The organism is Mycobacterium sp., from assembly GCF_049608025.1.
Classification (GTDB): Bacteria; Actinomycetota; Actinomycetes; order Mycobacteriales; family Mycobacteriaceae; genus Mycobacterium.
Window position 1 is genome coordinate 1 of sequence record NZ_JBMYXC010000059.1, and the last position, 19,601, is coordinate 19,601.

At 65.4% G+C, this 19,601-nt stretch carries 20 protein-coding genes and 1 pseudogene; 11 read left to right on the top strand and 10 right to left on the bottom strand.

Features of this window, described 5'->3' with window-relative positions; translation table 11 throughout:
• Positions 1-301: hypothetical protein (locus ACPGXI_RS15460; RefSeq protein WP_526654452.1), on the top strand; the 301-nt coding region annotated here is incomplete at its 5' end.
• Positions 302-1,015: 714 nt separating this feature from the next.
• Here the strand turns inward: ACPGXI_RS15460 and ACPGXI_RS15465 are convergent.
• The 3 genes from ACPGXI_RS15465 to ACPGXI_RS15475 all read right to left on the bottom strand — a co-directional run bounded on the left by ACPGXI_RS15465 (position 1,016) and on the right by ACPGXI_RS15475 (position 4,223).
• Positions 1,016-1,555, bottom strand: coding sequence for a hypothetical protein (locus tag ACPGXI_RS15465; protein WP_526654454.1), 540 nt, complete (start codon positions 1,553-1,555; stop codon positions 1,016-1,018).
• A gap of 202 nt (positions 1,556-1,757) precedes the next feature.
• Complete coding sequence (locus ACPGXI_RS15470; protein ID WP_526654456.1) at positions 1,758-2,207, bottom strand: hypothetical protein; 450 nt, start codon at positions 2,205-2,207, stop codon at positions 1,758-1,760.
• Positions 2,208-2,366: 159 nt separating this feature from the next.
• A complete protein-coding gene (locus ACPGXI_RS15475) occupies positions 2,367-4,223 on the bottom strand; it encodes a fatty acyl-AMP ligase (protein ID WP_526654458.1) in 1,857 nt (618 codons plus the stop codon).
• Positions 4,224-4,620: 397 nt separating this feature from the next.
• On the opposite strand from ACPGXI_RS15475, the gene ACPGXI_RS15480 reads away from it, so the two are divergent.
• Both ACPGXI_RS15480 and ACPGXI_RS15485 read left to right on the top strand, forming a co-directional pair.
• The gene (locus ACPGXI_RS15480; RefSeq protein WP_526654460.1) at positions 4,621-4,779 is read left to right on the top strand and encodes a DUF5993 family protein; all 159 of its coding nucleotides are present in this window, start codon (positions 4,621-4,623) and stop codon (positions 4,777-4,779) included.
• Positions 4,779-5,450 (top strand): disulfide bond formation protein B, encoded by a 672-nt coding sequence (locus ACPGXI_RS15485; RefSeq protein ID WP_526654462.1) that lies wholly within the window; start codon positions 4,779-4,781, stop codon positions 5,448-5,450. The genes ACPGXI_RS15480 and ACPGXI_RS15485 overlap by 1 nt, the downstream gene beginning before the upstream one ends.
• A 1-nt stretch (position 5,451) precedes the next feature.
• Here ACPGXI_RS15485 and ACPGXI_RS15490 read toward each other — a convergent pair whose 3' ends face one another.
• The 3 genes from ACPGXI_RS15490 to ACPGXI_RS15500 form a co-directional block, all read right to left on the bottom strand.
• The gene (locus ACPGXI_RS15490; protein WP_526654490.1) at positions 5,452-6,579 is read right to left on the bottom strand and encodes a DUF4185 domain-containing protein; all 1,128 of its coding nucleotides are present in this window, start codon (positions 6,577-6,579) and stop codon (positions 5,452-5,454) included.
• Between the two features lie 29 nt (positions 6,580-6,608).
• The gene (locus ACPGXI_RS15495) at positions 6,609-7,655 is read right to left on the bottom strand and encodes an aspartate-semialdehyde dehydrogenase (RefSeq protein ID WP_526654464.1); all 1,047 of its coding nucleotides are present in this window, start codon (positions 7,653-7,655) and stop codon (positions 6,609-6,611) included.
• Between the two features lie 118 nt (positions 7,656-7,773).
• Positions 7,774-9,039 (bottom strand): aspartate kinase, encoded by a 1,266-nt coding sequence (locus tag ACPGXI_RS15500; protein ID WP_526654466.1) that lies wholly within the window; start codon positions 9,037-9,039, stop codon positions 7,774-7,776.
• Positions 9,040-9,181: 142 nt separating this feature from the next.
• On the opposite strand from ACPGXI_RS15500, the gene ACPGXI_RS15505 reads away from it, so the two are divergent.
• From ACPGXI_RS15505 to ACPGXI_RS15515, 3 genes are all read left to right on the top strand, one after another.
• Positions 9,182-9,793 (top strand): nitroreductase family protein, encoded by a 612-nt coding sequence (locus tag ACPGXI_RS15505; protein ID WP_526654468.1) that lies wholly within the window; start codon positions 9,182-9,184, stop codon positions 9,791-9,793.
• A gap of 162 nt (positions 9,794-9,955) precedes the next feature.
• Entirely contained in the window at positions 9,956-11,794 is a 1,839-nt protein-coding gene (gene leuA, locus ACPGXI_RS15510) for a 2-isopropylmalate synthase (RefSeq protein WP_526654470.1), read from the top strand.
• A 60-nt stretch (positions 11,795-11,854) separates the two neighbouring features.
• Positions 11,855-12,238, top strand: a complete 384-nt coding sequence (locus tag ACPGXI_RS15515; RefSeq protein ID WP_526654472.1) for a hypothetical protein — start codon at positions 11,855-11,857, stop codon at positions 12,236-12,238.
• Between the two features lie 12 nt (positions 12,239-12,250).
• Here ACPGXI_RS15515 and ACPGXI_RS15520 read toward each other — a convergent pair whose 3' ends face one another.
• On the bottom strand, positions 12,251-13,252 hold the full coding sequence (locus ACPGXI_RS15520) for a DEDDh family exonuclease (RefSeq protein WP_526654474.1): 1,002 nt from the start codon (positions 13,250-13,252) through the stop codon (positions 12,251-12,253).
• 87 nt (positions 13,253-13,339) lie between these two features.
• Between ACPGXI_RS15520 and ACPGXI_RS15525 the strand changes: the two genes are divergently transcribed.
• Both ACPGXI_RS15525 and ACPGXI_RS15530 read left to right on the top strand, forming a co-directional pair.
• Complete coding sequence (locus tag ACPGXI_RS15525; protein WP_526654476.1) at positions 13,340-14,599, top strand: MurT ligase domain-containing protein; 1,260 nt, start codon at positions 13,340-13,342, stop codon at positions 14,597-14,599.
• Complete coding sequence (locus tag ACPGXI_RS15530) at positions 14,596-15,333, top strand: type 1 glutamine amidotransferase (protein ID WP_526654478.1); 738 nt, start codon at positions 14,596-14,598, stop codon at positions 15,331-15,333. Before ACPGXI_RS15525 ends, ACPGXI_RS15530 begins: the two co-directional genes overlap by 4 nt.
• Positions 15,334-15,460: 127 nt before the next feature.
• Here ACPGXI_RS15530 and recR read toward each other — a convergent pair whose 3' ends face one another.
• Both recR and ACPGXI_RS15540 read right to left on the bottom strand, forming a co-directional pair.
• Positions 15,461-16,072, bottom strand: coding sequence for a recombination mediator RecR (gene recR, locus ACPGXI_RS15535; protein WP_526654480.1), 612 nt, complete (start codon positions 16,070-16,072; stop codon positions 15,461-15,463).
• A gap of 1 nt (position 16,073) precedes the next feature.
• On the bottom strand, positions 16,074-16,415 hold the full coding sequence (locus ACPGXI_RS15540; RefSeq protein ID WP_526654482.1) for a YbaB/EbfC family nucleoid-associated protein: 342 nt from the start codon (positions 16,413-16,415) through the stop codon (positions 16,074-16,076).
• A gap of 150 nt (positions 16,416-16,565) precedes the next feature.
• Between ACPGXI_RS15540 and ACPGXI_RS15545 the strand changes: the two genes are divergently transcribed.
• Complete coding sequence (locus tag ACPGXI_RS15545; RefSeq protein WP_526654484.1) at positions 16,566-17,330, top strand: Rv3717 family N-acetylmuramoyl-L-alanine amidase; 765 nt, start codon at positions 16,566-16,568, stop codon at positions 17,328-17,330.
• A gap of 7 nt (positions 17,331-17,337) precedes the next feature.
• Here the strand turns inward: ACPGXI_RS15545 and ACPGXI_RS15550 are convergent, their stop codons facing one another.
• Positions 17,338-17,778, bottom strand: a complete 441-nt coding sequence (locus ACPGXI_RS15550) for an SRPBCC family protein (protein ID WP_526654486.1) — start codon at positions 17,776-17,778, stop codon at positions 17,338-17,340.
• 102 nt (positions 17,779-17,880) lie between these two features.
• Here ACPGXI_RS15550 and ACPGXI_RS15555 point away from each other — a divergent pair, with 102 nt between their 5' ends.
• Complete coding sequence (locus tag ACPGXI_RS15555; RefSeq protein WP_526654488.1) at positions 17,881-19,284, top strand: FAD-binding oxidoreductase; 1,404 nt, start codon at positions 17,881-17,883, stop codon at positions 19,282-19,284.
• A gap of 68 nt (positions 19,285-19,352) precedes the next feature.
• A pseudogene (locus ACPGXI_RS15560) lies at positions 19,353-19,601 on the top strand (SAM-dependent methyltransferase); the annotation flags it as partial.

Consider the following 19,601-nt stretch of genomic DNA (forward strand, 5'->3'; position numbering starts at 1 on the left):
CATCGCCATGACCCGCGTGACCGTCCATCCCACCCGAGCCATCGCCATGACCCGCGTGACCGTCCATCCCACCCGAGCCATCGTCGTGACCAACATCATCGCCACCGTCATGCCCCGCATCACCATCACCATGACCCGCGTGACCATCCATCCCACCCGAGCCATCGTGGCCAGCATCATCACCATCGCCATGCCCCGCATCGCCACCGTCATGCCCCGCGTGACCATCCATCCCACCCGAGCCACCGTGGCCAACATCATCACCATCGCCATGACCCGCGTGACCATCCATCCCACCTGAGCCATCGCCATGACCCGCATGACCATCCATCCCATCCGAGCCATCACCATCGGCATCGCCATCGGCATCGGCATCGGCATCGGCATCGGCATCGGCATCGGCATCATGCTCATGGGCGCCGGTATGCGCCGGTAACGCCCATTGCGTACTGGCCAATTGCACTGGCGCGTAGACAATTGGCGGGTCGTCAAAATCTAGGGATAAGGCTCCTGCAGCACAGACGCCCGCCAGCACCGCTGCGCGCGTGAGCGTCGCAAACCAGCGCAACCCGTCGCGAACTTGCGTGGAATCCCAACAGCTTTCCGGCTCAGACGAGAAGTTGGGCGGCATCATCCGTCCTCGTCGGGGTTCTGTCTCGGAAGCCGGATAGTCGGCGGGCTTGCTTGCGTTCTCGGGGGCAGGCATTGGGTCCTAACTGGAAATGCTTGTACAGGTTTTCGGCATGGAGGCCGCCTCGATCGCCGTTGGGCATCCGGTCGGCGATTCCAGGACGCGGCAACTGACTGATCGCTGCAGACCGGAGACAAACCGGTCACGAGCAGCTGAGCCTGGACCTCAGGAGAAATCGCCTCGCGGATCTCCTAGCGCACAGCAGCGAGCGGAAGACGTCGCGAAGTACAGCGCCCGCTCGGATCAGCAGATCCGACGGGGCTTGTTCGACCGGGCTGGACCACACCAAGAGCAACATCGCTCCAGATCACTGCGTCCAGCGGATCAAACGCCTAACAGCGCGGGCGGCGCGCGGGTTCCAACGGGGCTGGGCGTAATACCCTGCGCCACATAGAATTTGACTGGCCGACAATTGACAACCAGTGCCGGACGGGATCGGTCGACGATGAACACGGTCAACCAACTCAGCGCCGACACGCACACCAGATACAAAGATTCGGCGCGGCCGATCAGCAGAGCACACACCGGAACCGCCAAGACGTGCGCAAAGATCATCTGCGGCGAGACCGATTCCGCGCAATGAGCGTGCCCCTGCGACGACACGGTGAGCACGCAGTGGCCAACTGCCTGACCGACAGTCAGAGCAAGAACACGGCATCCAGGACGGCAACCGCCCCGCGAGGACGAAACACCACTTGCCGCCGCACCTACCATGGCGCACGCCATAACGAGAAGCAACAGCGATACGCCCGACGGCAACGCGCCGCCGGCTCCGCCGTGTGCCACCATCGACACCCCGGCCGAGCACACACCGATGAGCGCGCCACGCAGATACCCAGCGCGGACCGCGGCGGGTGTACTCACTCGCAGAGCTTAACGCAGCACTACTACCGCAAATAGTAGTGCTGGCGTATTGCTCCTGTCGTGTTCGGCCAGACAACTCCTGAACATTCGGCCGAAGACGCGAGACTTAGCCAGCTCAATGCGTCCAGTATCGGGGGGATCTATTGGGATCTAGTCACATTCGGCACGTAGACAGGGTCGGAGCCACCCGGGAAACCGTGGATCAGGGGCGCGGGGGCCCGGCTGGGGCGTCCGGACCCGCGCCGCCCGGCGGCCGCGGGATCTCGATAATCGCGCCACCGGGGCCGAACGGTCCCGGGAAGCCAGGACGTCGCTCGAAGTCACCACGCGGCCCCATCGGCGGCATCGGGGGACCGGACTGCCGCCCTATCTCGTGCCCCCCACGGTGCTTGCCGCGCGGACCGTCGCCGACATGTTTGCCGATCATGAAACCCGTACCGAAGATGACCACGACGATGAACAAGGATCCGGCGACAATCCCGACCCACGCGGCAACCTTGTTCAATCGGCTGGATTCCTGGACGTACACCGGTTGCGGCGGCCCGATCGGCGTGTAAGCCTGCGCAGCCACCGGCGGCGGGGTCAGCACGGGCCCGGTCGCGGGCTCGGAGTTGTCGGGGGGTTGCTCGGAAGTGGCGGTTGGTTCGCTCATGGCGTCGATCGTGCGCGGTGAATTGATGGGCCCGGCCTGAATTGGCTATGAATCACCTGTGAAACGGCCGGACGGATCGAAGCAGCGGCAGGCAACGAGCCCCCTGGACGCGATCAAGACGGCTGACAACCGGGCAGCCCACGCGTTGGGGGCGGCGGGCTACCGGCCTGCCAGGTAGTTGGCGCGGCAGGCACGTCGAGCGAGCTTGCCGCTGGTGGTGCGTGGAATGGACCCAGCGGCAACCAGCTGCAGATCGGCCACCGATACCGCATGCTGACGCGACACCGCTGCCCGAATGTCCTTGACCACCGACGCCGGCTCGAATCTGCCCGCGCCGACTGCCCGCTCCGCGACGATCACCAACCTCTCACCTGGCCCTCCGGCAGCAGTCGCCGCGCCGGGCAGTTCAGCCGCGGGCACCGAGAACGCCGCGACGAAACCGGGCCGCACTGCAGCTGAGGCCGCTGCAGCGGTCGCCTCGATGTCCTGCGGGAAGTGGTTGCGTCCGTCGACGATGACGAGATCCTTGATCCGCCCGGCGATGTAGAGCTGACCGTCGACGTAGACGCCGAGGTCACCCGTGCGTAACCAATCGGCGCCGACCGCTGCGCCCTCGGCGTGGCTGCCCCGTTCCAGCCGCACCTGCAACTTGTTGCAGAAAGCGAGGTCGGTTTGGCGTTTGTTGCCCCAATAGCCGCGACCAAGATTGCCACCGTGCAGCCAGATCTCGCCCACCTGGCCGTCAGGCAGCTCTGACTCGGTCTGCGGAGCGACGATGGCGGCCCACTGGCTGCGCGACACCTGGCCGCAAGACACCAGCGCCACCGAGTTGCCGACGTCGGGACGCACCCGCACGGCTCGGCCGAAGCCGAGTTGCTCGCGGTCCAGGTGCACCGCTGTGGGCTTGGCGCCCAAGTCGATCGTGGAGACGAACAGCGTCGCCTCGGCCATCCCGTAGGACGGTTTGATCGCCGTAGGAGGCAGCCCGTAGGGCGCAAACGCATCATTGAACTTCTGGATGGAATCCATGCTGACCGGTTCCGAACCATTGATCAGTCCGGCGACGTTGCTCAAGTCGATGCTCTCACCGTCGGCGGGCAGACCGCGCTGCACAGCGAGATCGAACGCGAAATTCGGTGCGGCAGCGAACACCGGCGCGATGGCCGACTGCGCTGAGAGCTCCTTGATCCAGCGGTTCGGCCGCCGCACAAAGGCGGTCGGCGACATCAGCGTGACGTGGCCCCCGCACAGCGCCGGGAACATGACCATCAGCAGGCCCATGTCGTGGAACAACGGTAGCCAGCTCACGCCGGTGATGTTGCGCTGCAAACCGATCGAGATGATCATCTGCAATACGTTCATACAGACAGCACGGTGGGTGATCTCCACACCGGCCGGGGTTCGCGTGGAGCCCGACGTGTACTGCAGGTACGCGATGTCGTCGGTATCCAGTTGGACCGGCGCCAGTGTCGCGCCGACCGAGTCTGGAACCCCATCGATCGCGATGACCCGGATCCTGCGGGCGCGCGGGAGCGTACGCAGGAAGTCCCGAACATCTTTGGCCGCCGCCGTGGTTGTGAGCACCGCTGCAGGGCGAGCGTCGGCGAAGACCGCTTCAAGACGCTCAGCATGGCCGGGCAGTTCCGGCGCGAACAGCGGAACAGCGATACCGCCGGCCCGGATCACGCCGAAGAACCCGATCACGTACTCCACGCCCTGCGGGGCCAGCACGGCAACCCGATCGCCGGGACTGATGACCTGCTGCAACCGGGCGGCAATGGCGCGCATTCGCGTCCCCAGCCGGTTCCATGTCAGTTCTACCGGGCATCCGGCCGGGTCGTGCGCGTAGTCCAGGTATCGGTACGCCGCGGCGTCGCCCAGTTCGGCGACGTTGCGCTCCAGGTGGGTCATCAGCGTCACGCCTGGAGGAAGAGTGATGCGGCCGAAGTCGTCGAGATAGTCGTCGACCGTCAACGTGGCCCTACGGCCATCGGCGACACTCGATTCTCGGCTCACGAGTACAGCCTAAGGCCACATAAGCGAATTTCTTATACAAGCCGGTCGATGAGGTTAATTCGTTCTCCCAACGCGGCACCGCAGAAATATATTCCCGGGGTGCCGTCCCGCACTGCGCACGTTCGTCGAATCGCTGACCAGAACGCCGGACCAGGGGCGATCGTTGCTGGTCGCTGATTAGCTGGTGGATACCTGCAGACCACCCCACTGGGCCGAGTCCAGTGTTTACCCAGCCGCCCGGATCCCCGCTCATAGTGGTCTTCGTCACACTCGACGGCGGCTGTCTCCTTCGCCACGGACCTTTTCGATAGTCGGATCGGCGTGTCCCAGTTTTTCCGCGTCCGCCAGATGCGCGATCTGAACCGCACCGGCACCGATTCGGACATAGCATGCCCGTGTGGACATTCTGATAATGATCCTTCTGTTCAGCATCGCGCTGCTGATATGGCGGGGCGCGTCGCGCGGCCTGATCATCGGTCTTTGGCTGGTCGGGGTGGTGGCGATGTTGGGCCTCTTCCGATACCACGCCGACTCCGTTCTAGATCTGAGCTTCTGATGGCCGCCGATACGGAGCAGGACACGGTCGACGCGGGTGGTCCGCCGATCTCGGAAGATTCTTCGATGCCCGGACTTGGCGTCTGGGGGTTCATCTCGTTCTGGGGCCTGCACGTGTGGCTCGTGGGCTACAGCGTGGTTTTTCTCAGCGCGTTCTTCGTTCAATTCAGTTTGGGTGAATTTCCCTGCCCGTTGTGCATGCTGCAGCGCTACGGAATGTTCCTCTGTTCGCTGGGTGCGATGTTCGTCATCATCCAGGCTCGCGCTGGGGCGCTCACCGCCTCGCGGTACGCGCAGGGGCTGGGCATGGGCCTGGTCGGTGCTCTCGCCGGCTCCTTTGTCTCGCTGCGCCAAATCGCGCTGCACATCATGCCGGGCGACCCCGGCTATGGCGACCCGGTCTTGGGACTCCACCTCTACACCTGGGCCCTGATCACTTTCGCGATCGTGATGACCTACTGCGGCGTGATGTTGATGCTGATGCCGAAAGGGATCCCGGCAGCCCCGGCTCCGAAGAGCATGCCGCGGCTGATCTCGACGATCGTCGTGTGGATCTTCATCGCCCTCGTCGCTGCCAATGTCGTGGCCATAATCGCTCTCCAAGGTTTCGCATGGACGCTGCCCGGCGACCCAACCGGATACAACCTGATCGACTGGTTCTTGGACAACTAACTCAGGGCAGTAGCGGGTTCACCGCGAATTGGATCACCCGGTAGGGAGCACCACCGCGGAGCCCGGTGTTCCACTGGCTGACGAACACCCGCACCGCTTCGGGTGTGGAGCCCGGTGAGATGTAACCGCCGTACGGCTGCGCGAGTCGATTGATCTCAGGTGGCGGCAGATGCTCCACCGGATCGGGCCAGTCCGAGGCGAAAACAACCGTCGTCACGGGCGCGGTGCCGAGCCCCGTAGGAGCGTTGGCGACACGCATCTCCATGTTCCCGGTGCTCGCGTTGAAGTACGACAGCACCGTCCTGCCATCGATTTGGCGCACGCTCATCTCTCCCACCCAGTCGCCCCACAACGGCGTCGGCTCATGCCCCCAGCCCTGGGTGTTGGACCAGCCCTGCCACGCGGCCCGGTCGACAAAGGACTCCGGAGCGACTCGGTACAGCACCACCGGCGCGCTGCGATCAAAGTTGTTCGCCACCAGGTAGACCCAGCCGCTCTCGGACTCGGTGGTCGGGATCGGGTCGTAATAGCCGCTGATCTGCGACTGCCGACCTCCCGCGTACTCCGCGTCGCGCTCTGACCCCGGCACCGTGGCCCAGTTACCTCGCCCTGGAACGGCTTTGACCAGGCGTGAGGCCTGAGGCCGGAGTTCCTTGGTGGTAGTGACCAGTAGATAATTCTCGCGGTTGATCTCGATGACACCCGCGGGCAATTGTGACACCCCTGGCGGGGCGGGGTCTGCCAGCAACGGCGTATCGATGCCGGTGACGCCGTCGTAGCGCACGCCGGCCGAATCGTCGAGGGAGTCGCCCTCCACGTGCAACGCGATCGGCGAGAACCAACCGCCGAAGCCCACGCCCTGGCCACGAAAACTGTCACCGCACACCTGCAGAATCTGCTCGGGGAACTCCATGAACTCGCACAGATCCGTCGCCCCGACCCCGTAATCCCCAGTCGGCGTGCCCGTACCCGCCGCCGGACCGACGCGCAGCACTTGACCAGGCTGTAGCGGCGGCAGCTCGAAAGGCGTCGCCATCGCGGTGGGCGCCGCGTGCAGAACCACTGTCGAAACCGCGCTCCAGCAGAGAAACTTCGAATACAGGCCTGGTGGAATCCGGTTTCGACGCAACTCAGTAGTACGCAGAGCTCCGGGCAAGGTCAGAGCTCGGCTGCCAACAGCTCTGCAATCTGAATGGTGTTCAGCGCAGCGCCTTTTCGTAGGTTGTCTCCAGAAACGAACAGCGCGAGCCCCCGACCGTCCTTCACGCCGGGGTCCTGACGAATCCTGCCGACCAGCGAGTCGTCGGCGCCCGCAGCTGCCAGCGGCGTCGGAACGTCCACCAGCTTCACCCCAGGAGCGCGGGCGAGGAGCTGCACAGCCTGCGACACCGACAGTGGTTGGGAGAACTCCACGTTCAGCGACAGCGAATGCCCCGTGTAGACCGGGACCCGCACGCACGTCCCCGACACCGCGAGGTCGGGAATGCCGAGGATCTTGCGGCTTTCGTTTCGCAGCTTCTGATCCTCATCCGTCTCACCGGACCCGTCGTCGACGAGCGCACCGGCGACCGGAACGACGTTGAACGCGATCGGCGCGACGTACTTCCTGGGCGCCGGGAAGTCCACCGCTCCGCCGTCGTGCACCAGCGTTTGACTCTCCTGGACTACCGCCGTCGCCTGGCCGAACAGCTCTTCGACACCGGCCAGCCCGCTGCCCGAAACCGCCTGGTAGGTAGTGGCGATCATCCGGACGAGTCCGGCCGCATCGTGCAGCGATTTGAGCACCGGCATCGCGACCATGGTCGTGCAGTTCGGGTTCGCGATGATGCCCTTCGGCAAGGAGCGGGCGCGGTTGCCGACATCCCTCGCGAAGTTCACTTCCGACACCACCAACGGGACGTCGGGATCCTTGCGCCACGCCGAAGAATTGTCGACAACGACCGCGCCGGCGGCCACGAACCGAGGCGCCTGAACCCGGGACATCGTCGCACCGGCGGAGAACAGAGCGATGTCCAGGCCGGTGGGGTCAGCAGTCTCGGAGTCCTCGACCTCGATTTCCTGGCCGCGGAATTCCAGCTTCTTACCCGCAGACCGCGCCGAGGCGAAAAACCTCACCTCGGTTGCCGGAAAGTCACGCTCTGCCAACAATGTTCGCATTACCTGGCCTACCTGGCCGGTTGCTCCGATGACTCCGATACGGGTCATGCTATTTCTCCCCGTCGCTTCGCTCGCCCTGCTGTTTTCCTCGTCGCTTCGCTCGCCCTGCTGGTTTTCCCGTCGCTTCGCTCGCCCTGCTGGTTTTCCCGTCGCTTCGCTCGCCCCGTCATCGTCCGGTTCCCGCGTATACGACGGCTTCCTCATCACCACCAAGCCCGAATGCCTCGTGCAGCGCGAGAACCGCGCTGTCGAGCTCGGTGTCCTTGATCAGCACCGAGATCCTGATCTCCGACGTCGAGATCAGGTCGATATTGATACCCGCGTTGGCCAACGCCTCGCAGAATGTGGCGGTGACGCCCGGATGGCTGCGCATCCCCGCCCCGATCAGGGACACCTTGCCGATGTGGTCGTCGTAGACCACCCGGGTGAATCCGATCTCCTCCTTCAGGGACGTCAGCTTTTCCACCGCTCCCGGACCGCTGTCCCGAGAGCAGGTGAACGTGATGTCGGTCTTGCCGTCCTCGACCTTCGAGATGTTCTGCAGGACCATGTCGATATTCACGTCGGCGTCGGCGCACGCACGGAAAACCTGGGCGGCGTAGCCCGGAACGTCGGGCACCCCGACAACGGTCACCTTGGCCTCGCCACGGTCGTGTGCAACTCCGGTGAGGATGGCGTCTTCCATCGGGATGTCCTCCATCGATCCTTTGACGAGTGTGCCGCGGTTGTCGCTGTAGGACGAGCGGACGTGGATGGGCAGGTCGAAGCGGCGGGCGTACTCCACGCAGCGCAGCATCAGAACCTTGGCCCCTGCGGCTGCCATCTCCAGCATCTCCTCGAAGGACACGGTGTCCAGCCGCCGGGCATTGGCGACGATGCGCGGATCGGCGGTGAAAACGCCGTCGACGTCGGTGTAGATCTCACACACGTCAGCCTTCAACGCGGCGGCGACGGCCACTGCCGTGGTGTCGGACCCGCCGCGTCCGAGAGTGGTGACGTCCTTGGTGTCTTGGCTGACTCCCTGGAATCCGGCGACCAGCACGATCTGGCCGTCATCGAGTGCCTGACGCAGCCGGCCGGGGGTGACGTCGATGATCTTGGCGTTGCCGTGGGTTCCAGTGGTGATGACCCCGGCTTGCGAACCCGTGAACGAACGTGCCTGGGCGCCCAGCGATTCGATCGCCATCGCGACGAGCGCGTTGGAGATACGTTCGCCGGCGGTCAACAGCATGTCGAGTTCGCGGGCCGGCGGGGCCGGGCAGACCTTCTTGGCGAGGTCGAGCAGTTCGTCGGTCGTGTCGCCCATCGCAGAGACCACGACGACGACGTCGTTGCCCGCATTCTTGGTCTCGACGATGCGCCCGGCCACGCGGCGGATGTGCTCGGCACCGGACACCGAGGATCCGCCGTACTTCTGCACGACGAGCGCCACTACTCAGCCTTTCAATACCGTTTCGCAACCGTTGGGAACCAGATCCGAACTCGTGGGGCACCAGATCGGAACTCCGGGAGAGATCTCACCAAGGATAAGGGCTGGATGCACCTGGTTAATCCCGCCGGTACTGTCCCTGGACATGCCCGCTGTGCCTGCTGGCGACTCCGCGAGCTACGTCGCCGTGCCCACCGACCGGACCGCCGACACCTGCGTCCCGATTGTCGGCCCTATCGCGGCCCGCTGGAGTCCACGCGCTTTCGACCCCGCCGCCACGCCGTCCGAACGCGATCTGCAAGCACTTCTGGAGGCCGCGCGGTGGGCCGCCACCTGGGGTCGTCGCCAACCGGTGCGATTCGTCGTCGGCCGTCGCGCCGACGAAGCCTTCGAAACCCTGTCCGGCCTGCTCAAGCGGGGTAACCACTACGCACACGCCGCGGGGGCGCTGATTCTGCTGTGCGCCGACGAGGGGCCCGACGAGAAGACCGCGCGGTACTCCGCCGTCGATGCCGGCGCCGCGATGGCCAACCTCTCGATCGAGGCGGTCTCGCGCGGGCTGATCGTCCATCCGATGGCCGGATTCGATGGCCCAGGCGCCAGCGAGGCATTCGACCTGCCCGACACCCTTCGGCCACTGATGGTCATCGCAGTCGGCACGTTGGGCGACTACGGGGAAGTAGCGCCGGAGATCGCCGACCGCGACCGGCAGCCCCGCGAACGCCTGCCGCTCAGCGAGGTCGTGCTCAACTGGTGAGGCTCTGAAGTTTTGGCTTGGGCACCGGCGGGAGTACAGTGGACCCGTGCATCGCGTGCTCCTACTCCTACGCCGCGACGGGGTCTGATCCAGACCGGCTTCCCGTCGCGGGTGTTCGGGACGCGCCGGTCTGAAATCCTCTAGACCCTCCGGAGCACCGAAATGACTTCCTTCTCCTCCCCCAGCTTCAACGCTGCTGACGCCTACTCGTCAGTACGCACGATCAGCACCCCCTCGGGCAGCCCCCACTCCGACCAGCCCGCCTGGAACACCCAGCGCGGGTCATCGATGCCCGCCGATCGCTACCGCAGCTTCGCCACCGAGGTCCCCGGGGGAGAGCCGGCCCGTCTCTTCGACCGCACCTGGCCCGACAAAGTCGTCACCACCGCGCCTATGTGGTGTGCGGTGGATCTGCGCGACGGCAACCAGGCGCTGATCGACCCGATGAGCCCGGCGCGCAAGCGTCGCATGTTCGATCTGCTGGTGCGGATGGGCTACAAAGAGATCGAGGTCGGCTTCCCCTCGGCCAGCCAGACCGACTTCGACTTCGTCCGCGAGATCATCGTCGAGGGTGCGATCCCCGAGGACGTCACGATTCAGGTGCTGACCCAGTGCCGACCCGAGCTGATCGAGCGCACCTTCGAGGCCTGCGAGGGTGCGCCGCGAGCGATCGTGCACTTCTACAACTCGACCTCGATCCTGCAGCGCCGCGTGGTATTCCGCGCCGACCGCGAAGAAGTCAAGAAGATCGCCACCGACGGCGCCCGGCTGTGCGTCGAACAGGCCCAGCTGTACCCCGGCACACGCTGGCGCTACGAGTACTCCCCTGAGTCCTACACCGGCACCGAACTCGAGTATGCGGTCGAGGTCTGCGATGCCGTGTCCGAGGTGATCCAGCCGACAGTCGAGTCGCCGCTGATCATCAACCTGCCGGCCACCGTCGAGATGGCCACCCCGAACGTCTACGCCGATTCGATCGAGTGGATGAGCCGCAATCTTGACCGCAGGGAGTCCATCATCCTGTCGTTGCATCCGCACAACGACCGCGGAACCGCTGTCGCTGCAGCGGAATTGGGCTACGCGGCGGGTGCAGATCGCATCGAGGGCTGCCTGTTCGGCAATGGCGAGCGCACCGGCAATGTGTGCTTGGTGACGCTGGCCCTGAACCTGTTCTCGCGTGGGGTGGATCCGCAGATCGACTTCTCCAACATCGACGAGATCCGCCGCACCGTCGAATACTGCAACCAGCTGCCGGTGCCCGAGCGCCACCCCTACGGTGGCGATCTGGTGTACACCGCGTTCTCCGGCAGCCACCAGGACGCCATCAACAAGGGCCTGGATGCGATGAAGATCTCCGCCGACGAGCAGGACGCCGACGCCGACGACATCCTCTGGCAAGTCCCCTACCTGCCCATCGATCCCAGGGATGTAGGTCGCACGTACGAGGCCGTCATCCGGGTGAATTCCCAGTCCGGCAAGGGTGGCGTCGCCTACATCATGAAGGCCGATCACGGCCTGGCCCTGCCGCGGCGGCTGCAGATCGAGTTTTCCCAGGCCATCCAATCGATCGCTGAAGGCTCAGGCGGGCAGGGCGGCGAGGTGTCGCCCAAGGAGATGTGGGATGCGTTCTACGAGGAGTACCTGGCTCCGGTCACCCCGCTGGAGCGGATCCGCCAGAGAGTCGATGCCGCCGAGGTGGATGGCGGCACCGACACCATCGCCGCGATCGTCAAGATCGACGGCGTCGAGACGGAGATCGTCGGCGCGGGCAACGGACCCCTGGCTGCTTTCTGCGACGCTCTGGGCGCCGCCGGCTACCACGTCAGCGTGCTGGACTACTCCGAGCACGCGATGTCCTCAGGCGAGGAGGCGCAGGCCGCGGCCTACGTGGAAGCCTCGATCGGTGGCAGGACCGTCTGGGGTGTCGGGATCGCGACCTCGATCACCACTGCATCACTGCGTGCCGTCGTCTCCGCCGTGAACCGGGCGGCGCGTGGTTAGCGCCACGTGATTAACTATCGGTCGCGCAAACGCGCCTTCCTCGGTTAAGGAGCAGTCGCAATGTATGACTCATTCTGGGACTATTTCTGGTCAGCGCTCGTCGTCTTCGCGTTCATCGCCTACCTGTTGATTCTGTTCAATATCCTGGTGGATCTTTTCTGGCGTGATCACAAGACCTCAGGTTGGGTCAAGGCGATCTGGGTCGTTTTCCTGATCGCGGTGCCCTACCTGACTGCGCTGGTCTACCTGATCGCCCGCGGCCAGGGGATGACCGAGCGTGCGCGCGAACAGGCACTGCAGGCCAAAGAACAGACCGACGACTACATCAAGCAGGCGGCCGGACGCTCGCCCGCGCAGGAGATCGCCGACGCGAAGACGCTGATGGAAACGGGCACGATCACCCCTGCGGAGTTCGAGGCGCTGAAAGCCAAAGCACTGAGCTAGTTTCCGGCAGGCTCAGAAGAGCGTGAACTGATCCTCGGCGGGCGACCTGTCGACGAAATGGTCGACGGCGGGCCCGTCGATCGCCGAGTCCAGGCTCCGCATGAACTCGGCGTCGCAGAGCAGTGGCACGCCAAGTTCATTCGCCTGATAGCCCTTGCCTTGCTTGGGTGCCGGGTCATCGCAGACAACCAGCGAGGTATGTGCGTCCACCGCATCGGTGTACGCCAACCCCGCATGCAGGATGCGCTCGATGAGCTCCTCGTGAGTGTGGTTCACCTCGGCCGCCAGCGCGACGCGCATGCCCTTCACCAACCGCTGTCCCGCCACGAACCGGCCTGGATTGGCGTACTCGCAGGGCATCCGGGCAGCCATTACCTTGAGCGGCCGCAGTTCGTCGTGGGTGACGCGACCATTGGGCCAGGTGCGGCGCGTCACCGAGCGCACCGGTAGCCACGCGCCGCGCTCGCGAGCACCCGCCAGCACGGGTTTGAGGATCTCGGCAAGCACCAGGGCGTCATCGAGTGCGTCGTGCGGCTTCATCTGGCTGATACCCCAGTGGCGCGCCAGCGTCTCCAGCCTCAGGTTCTCGGTCCCGAGGTCGAGGCGGCGAGTCAACTCGACGGTGCACATCACCGTCTCCACCGGAAGTTCGGCCTCGACCAATTCGGCCTCCGCGGCCAGGAAGGCGTAGTCGAAGCCCACGTTGTGGGCTACCAGGGTGCGCCCTCGCAGCAGCTCGATCAGGTCGCCGACGACGTCGCTGAAGGTCGGCTGACCCTCCAGCATCTCGGCGGTGAGCCCGTGCACGTGGGTGGGCCCAGGGTCGACGCCCGGGTTCAGCAGACTGTAAAGGCTCTTCTCGACGTTGCCGTCGTCGCTGAGGGCCAGCGCCGCGATACTCACGACGCGCGCCTGCCCGGGATGGAATCCGGTCGTCTCGACGTCGACGACGGCCCAGCCGGAACCGGTCTCTTCGGCTGGCCTGCCCCAGTGACGTCCGGCAGCTGAGCTCACCCATCGAGAATGGCACGCACCGCTGACAACCCCGGTCCATGGAGCGCGTGTCGGTCGCTGCAGTTCGGTCTCTTTTAGACTGCCGGGATGGTCACCAGACGCGGACGGCTGGCGCTCGCGGCAGGTGCCGGTGCCCGGTGGGCATCCCGGGTCACCGGCAGGGGTGCCGGCGCCATGATCGGCGGGCTGGTCTCGATGACGTTGGACCGCTCGATCCTGGGCCAGCTGGGCCGTGGTCGGCGCACCGTCGTGGTGACGGGCACCAACGGAAAGTCGACGACAACCCGGATGACTGCCGCGGCGCTGGCCACCATCGGGCAGGTGGCGACCAACGCCGAGGGAGCGAACATGGACGCCGGACTGGTGGCCGCGCTCGCCGCCGCGCCCGATGCTGCACTGGCCGCGCTCGAGGTCGACGAAATGCACGTCCCGCACGTATGCGACGCCACCGAGCCTGCAGTGGTGGTCTTGCTGAACCTGTCGCGCGACCAACTCGACCGGGTCGGTGAGATCAACAACATCGAGCGCACCCTGCGAAGCGGGCTCGCGCGCCACCCCGCGGCAGTCGTCGTCGCCAACTGCGACGACGTGCTGATGACCTCGGCCGCCTACGACAGCGCCAACGTGGTGTGGGTGGCTGCGGGCGGCGGCTGGGCCGGTGACTCGGTGAGCTGTCCGCGGTCAGGCGAAATCATCGTCCGCGAAAAGGCACATTGGTACTCGACGGGCAAGCTACCCGACGCCTCGCCCGGAGGCCCTTCCGATTTCAAGCGGCCAGAACCCGACTGGTGGTTCGACGCCACCCACCTCTTCGGCCCCGACGGACTGAGGCTGCCGATGACCCTCGCGCTGCCCGGCGCGGTCAACCGGGGTAACGCGGCGCAGGCCGTGGCCGCGGCGGTGACGACGGGCGCCGACCCCACCGCAGCGGTCGCAGCGGTATCGCAGGTCGACGAGGTGGCCGGCAGGTACCGGACCGTGCAGGTCGGTGCGCACACCGCGCGGGTGCTGCTCGCCAAGAACCCGGCCGGCTGGCAGGAAGCGCTGTCGATGGTGGACCGCGAAGCGGTAGGTGTGGTGATCGCGGTCAACGGCCAGGTCCCCGACGGCGAAGACCTGTCCTGGCTGTGGGATGTCCGCTTCGAACACTTCGAAACGGTGCAGGTGGTGGCCGCCGGGGAACGCGGCACCGATCTCGCGGTCCGATTGGGCTACGCGGGGGTCGAGCACACACTGGTGCACGACACCGTGCGCGCCATCGAATCATGCCCGCCGGGCCACGTCGAAGTGCTCGCGAACTACACCGCTTTCCTGCAACTCAACCGTGTCCTGGAGCGCCTGAAATGACCTTGGGGGGCGCGAAGACATCGGAATCAGCGGTGCGGATCGGCTTGGTGTTGCCTGATGTGATGGGCACCTACGGCGACGGCGGCAACGCGGTCGTGCTGCGACAGCGGTTGCGGCTGAGGGGGATCGACGCGGAGATCGTGGAGATCACCCTGGATGACCCGGTGCCCGCAGGGCTGGATATCTACGCCCTCGGCGGCGCCGAGGACTATGCGCAGAGGCTGGCGACCAAGCACCTGAGCCGATACCCCGGTCTCCAGCAAGCGATTTCACGAGGAGCTCCGGTACTGGCGATCTGCGCGGCCATCCAGGTGCTGGGAGACTGGTACCAGACCTCTGCCGGAGAACGAGTCGATGGCGTGGGCGTGCTGGACCTCACAACGTCGCCGCAGCCGGAGCGCACCATCGGCGAGGTCGCGGCGACTCCCCTGCTCGAAGGACTGAACCATCCGTTGACCGGATTCGAAAATCACCGTGGCGGAACAGTTCTGGGGACTGATGCGCGGCCGTTGGCCGCGGTGACGAAGGGGGCGGGAAACCGGGCCGGGGACGGTTTCGACGGCGCGGTGCAGGGCAGCGTCATCGCCACCTATCTGCACGGCTGCTGTCTGGCCCGCAATCCGGAACTCGCGGACCACTTACTCGCCGCGGTGGTCGGCCCGCTGGCCCCGCTGGAGCTACCCGAGGTCACCCTGTTGCGCCGGGAGCGCCTGGCCGCCCCGCGCCGCGTCTGAGGTTCGCCCGCGGAGATCTCGTTGACCGACGGGCCGACGCTGGGTCGTGAGGGTGTCGAGTGCGCCGGCCACTGGCTGATCAGCGACTGTGATCGAGAAGTTCAGCGCCCCGGTGGTGGCGGCGGAGTCAGGCCATGGCCCGGCGGCCCACCAGCGCACGACCCAGCGTCAACTCGTCGGCGAACTCCAGATCGCCGCCCATCGGCAGACCTGAGGCGATGCGCGTCACCGTGAGCCCGGGGATATCGCGCAACATCCGCACCAGATACGTCGCGGTGGCCTCACCCTCGGTGTTCGGATCGGTCGCGATGATCACCTCGGCGACGTCGATGCCGTCGACACGCTCGCCGATCCTGTTCAGCAGCTCCCGAATTCGCAGTTGGTCGGGTCCAACACCCGACAATGGATCGAGCGCGCCTCCCAGCACGTGGTAGCGCCCACGGAACTCCCGGGTGCGTTCGACCGCCTGAACATCCTTGGGTTCCTCAACCACGCAAACCAACGATGCGTCACGACGCGAGTCGCCGCAGATGCGGCAGCGTTCCTCGTCACTGACGTTTCCGCACACCTCGCAGAACTTCACCCCGTCGCGGACCCTGCCGAGTACCGCAGTGAGCCTGTCGATGTCAGGCGGCTCGACCGAAAGCAGGTGAAATGCGATCCGCTGGGCACTTTTGGGTCCGATACCCGGCAGCTTGCCGAGCTCGTCGATCAGATCCTGAACGGGTCCTTCGAACAAGTCAGAGTCCCGGCAGGCCCGGAAGTCCCTGCCCACCCATGCCGCCGGCCAACGGACCCAGCCGGTCATGGGCCATGACGGCGACCTGCTGGGCGGCATCGGCGATCGCTCCGACGATCAGATCCTGCAGGGTGTCAGGGTCGGCTGGATCTATCACCTTCGGGTCGATCGCCACGGCGGACACCTCGCCGCTGCCTCGCATGGTTACCTGAACCAGCCCCCCACCGGCTTGACCGTGCACCTCGGCGTTGGCGAGGGCCTCCTGAGCTTCCATCAACTGCTGCTGCACCTGTTGAGCCTGCGCGAGCAGTGCTGACATATCGGGTTGGCCACCGGGCTGCATTACTGATCCTCTTCAGGTGTTGGTCTTCAGGTGTTGTTCGGTGCGGGTAGGTCTGCGGATAATCGCGTATCGGTCTCGACTTGGTTGCGCTCGCCAAGATCCGGCACTCTGGTCTTTAACAGTAGTCGGCACCCGGGCTACCGTGGCGCCGTGCACGTACTAGCCAGTCTGCGTGTCGGCCTGCGAAAAGGTTCAGCCCTCGCCGCCGGAACGCTCATTGCCGCCTCGGCGCTCGCCGGCCCAGCCCATGCGGCCCCCACCAGCCTCGCGGGAAAAATCGTCTTCCTCGACCCCGGCCACAACGGCTCCAACGATGCCTCGATCAGCAGGCAGGTCCCCAACGGTCGCGGCGGCACCAAGGACTGCCAGACCAGCGGCACAGCCACCGCCGACGGCGAACTAGCCGAGCACACCTTCAATTGGGACACCACGTTGCGGGTCCGCCAAGCACTGACCGCACTGGGAGTGCGCACCGCGATGTCCCGCGGCGACGACACCGGCCTGGGCCCGTGTATCGACGAGCGGGCGGCGATGGCCAATTCGATCAGGCCCGACGCCGTGGTGTCGATACACGGTGACGGCGGACCCGCCACTGGGCGCGGCTTCCACATTCTGTACGCCGCGCCCCCGCTCAACGCAGCGCAGGCCGGCCCGTCGGTTCAGTTGGCCAGGGCGATGCGTGATCAGCTCGCCGGTTCGGGTATTCCTCCCGCCACCTACATCGGCACATCGGGACTCGATCCACGCTCCGACATCGCCGGGCTCAACCTCGCGCAGTATCCGTCGATACTCGTCGAGTTGGGGAACATGAAAAATCCGGCCGACTCGGCGCTGATGACGACGGCCGCCGGACGTCAAAAGTACGCCGACGCGGTCGTCCGCGGCATCGTGGCCTTTCTGAGCTCCCAGCGGTAGCCGGCGGCTACCGGCCCTCGATCTGTTTCTTGAGGTTGGCCAGCACTTCTTCCTGGATTTTGCGCAAACCGATCGGAGCGAAGGTCCGCTCGAAGAAGCCGCCGACCCCGCCTGCGCCCTGCCAGGAGGTCTTGACCGTGACCGAGGAGCCCGGACCGGCCGGAGCGACAGTCCAGTTCGTCACCATCGATGAGTTCGCGTCCTTCTCGATCACCGTGTGACCAGCGATATCGACCGTGGCCTTGACATCACGGGAGCGCGACTTGGTCGCCTGCAACTTCCAAACGGCCACCGTGCCGGCCCCTTGACCTCCTTCGAGCACCTCGTAGCCGCTGTAGTGCGCGGAGAGGACCTTCGGCCGCATCGTCTGATAGTCCGCGACGGCGGCCAGCACCGTCGCCGGGTCGGCATCGATCAGAACCGTGCTGGCCGCGCTGACCTGTCCCATCAGTGCAAACTCCTTGTCCCTCTTCTTCGTGTCATGTTCACGAGGGGATGAATACCCTCGGGTGCGGTCGCATCGGCTGCAACCGCGGACTAGCGTATATGTGTGTCTGTTGCCTCGGCCGACGCATGGGCGGCTCACACCGAGGGCGTGCAGCGGCTTCTTGCCAGTTACCGGGCGATTCCCGCCGACGCTGCGGTCCGGCTGGCCAAGCCGACGTCCAACCTTTTCCGTGCTCGCGCCAAGAACGCCGGGCCCGGCCTGGACACCTCGGGGCTCAACGGTGTCATCGCGGTCGATCCGCAGGCGCGCACCGCCGACGTGGCGGGCATGTGCACCTACGAGGACCTAGTGGCCGTGACGCTGCGATACGGTCTGTCACCCCTGGTGGTGCCGCAGCTCAAGACCATTACGCTCGGCGGTGCGGTGACTGGGCTGGGCATCGAGTCGGCGTCGTTCCGCAACGGCTTGCCGCATGAGTCCGTGCTTGAGATGGACATTCTCACCGGCACCGGCGACATCGTGCGGGCCGCGCCCGACGAACATTCCGATTTATTCAGGGCATTTCCGAATTCCTATGGCACGCTTGGATATTCGGTTCGGTTGAAGATCGAGCTGGAGCCGGTGAAGCCATTCGTCGCACTTCGGCACCTCAGGTTTAGATCCCTGACTGACTTGATCGAGGCGATGGACAGGATCGTCGAGACCGGCGGGCTCAACGGCGACCGGGTCGACTACCTCGACGGTGTGGTGTTCAGCGCCGATGAGAGCTACCTGTGTGTCGGTATCCAGTCAGCGACTCCCGGGCCGGTCAGCGACTACACCGGTAGCGACATTTACTACCGGTCGATCCAACACGAGGACGGCGAGAAGCACGACCGGTTGACTATCCACGACTATCTGTGGCGATGGGATACCGACTGGTTCTGGTGCTCGCGAGCATTCGGCGCACAGAACCCGCGCCTCCGCCGCTGGTGGCCGCGCAGGTACCGGCGCAGTAGCTTCTACTGGAAGCTCATCGGCTACGACCAGCGATTCGACATCGCCGACCGCATCGAGACGCGCAGCTTCCGTTCGCCTGGCCGCTCCCTGCGCGAGCGGGTGGTCCAAGACGTCGAGGTGCCGATCGGGCGGACCGCGGAGTTTCTGGACTGGTTCCTGGACAATGTGCCCATAGAGCCGATCTGGTTGTGTCCGTTACGGCTTCGCGATTCTGGAAACTCGGTTGGCGGTTGGCCGCTGTACCCGCTGAGCCCGCATGCCGGCTATGTGAACATCGGCTTCTGGTCGTCGGTGCCCGCCGGTTCCGACGAGGGCCACACGAACAAGATGATCGAACGCAAGGTCAGCGAACTCCACGGGCACAAGTCGCTGTACTCCGACGCATACTATTCACCTGAGGAGTTCGACGAACTCTATGGCGGTGAGATCTACAAGACGGTGAAGAAGACCTACGACCCTGACTCGCGGTTCCTCGAACTGTATGCCAAGGCGGTGCAGCGGCGATGAGCGCTTGCGCGAAGAGCAGAAGAGAACGATGAGCGCTTGCGCGAAGAGCAGAAGAGAAAAGGACAGCGATGACGACATTTCGCGAACGTGTCACTGACGCGGCGGACAACTCTGAGGGGAGACTCTCGCTGGCGCAGATACTGGAAATCCTCGCGGCCGGCCGACTGCCGCTGAAGTTCACCGCGTACGACGGCAGCAGCGCCGGACCCGACGACGCGACTCTCGGGCTCGATCTGCTGACGCCGCGTGGAACGACCTACCTGGCGACCGCTCCGGGGGACCTGGGGATGGCGCGGGCGTACGTGTCCGGCGACCTG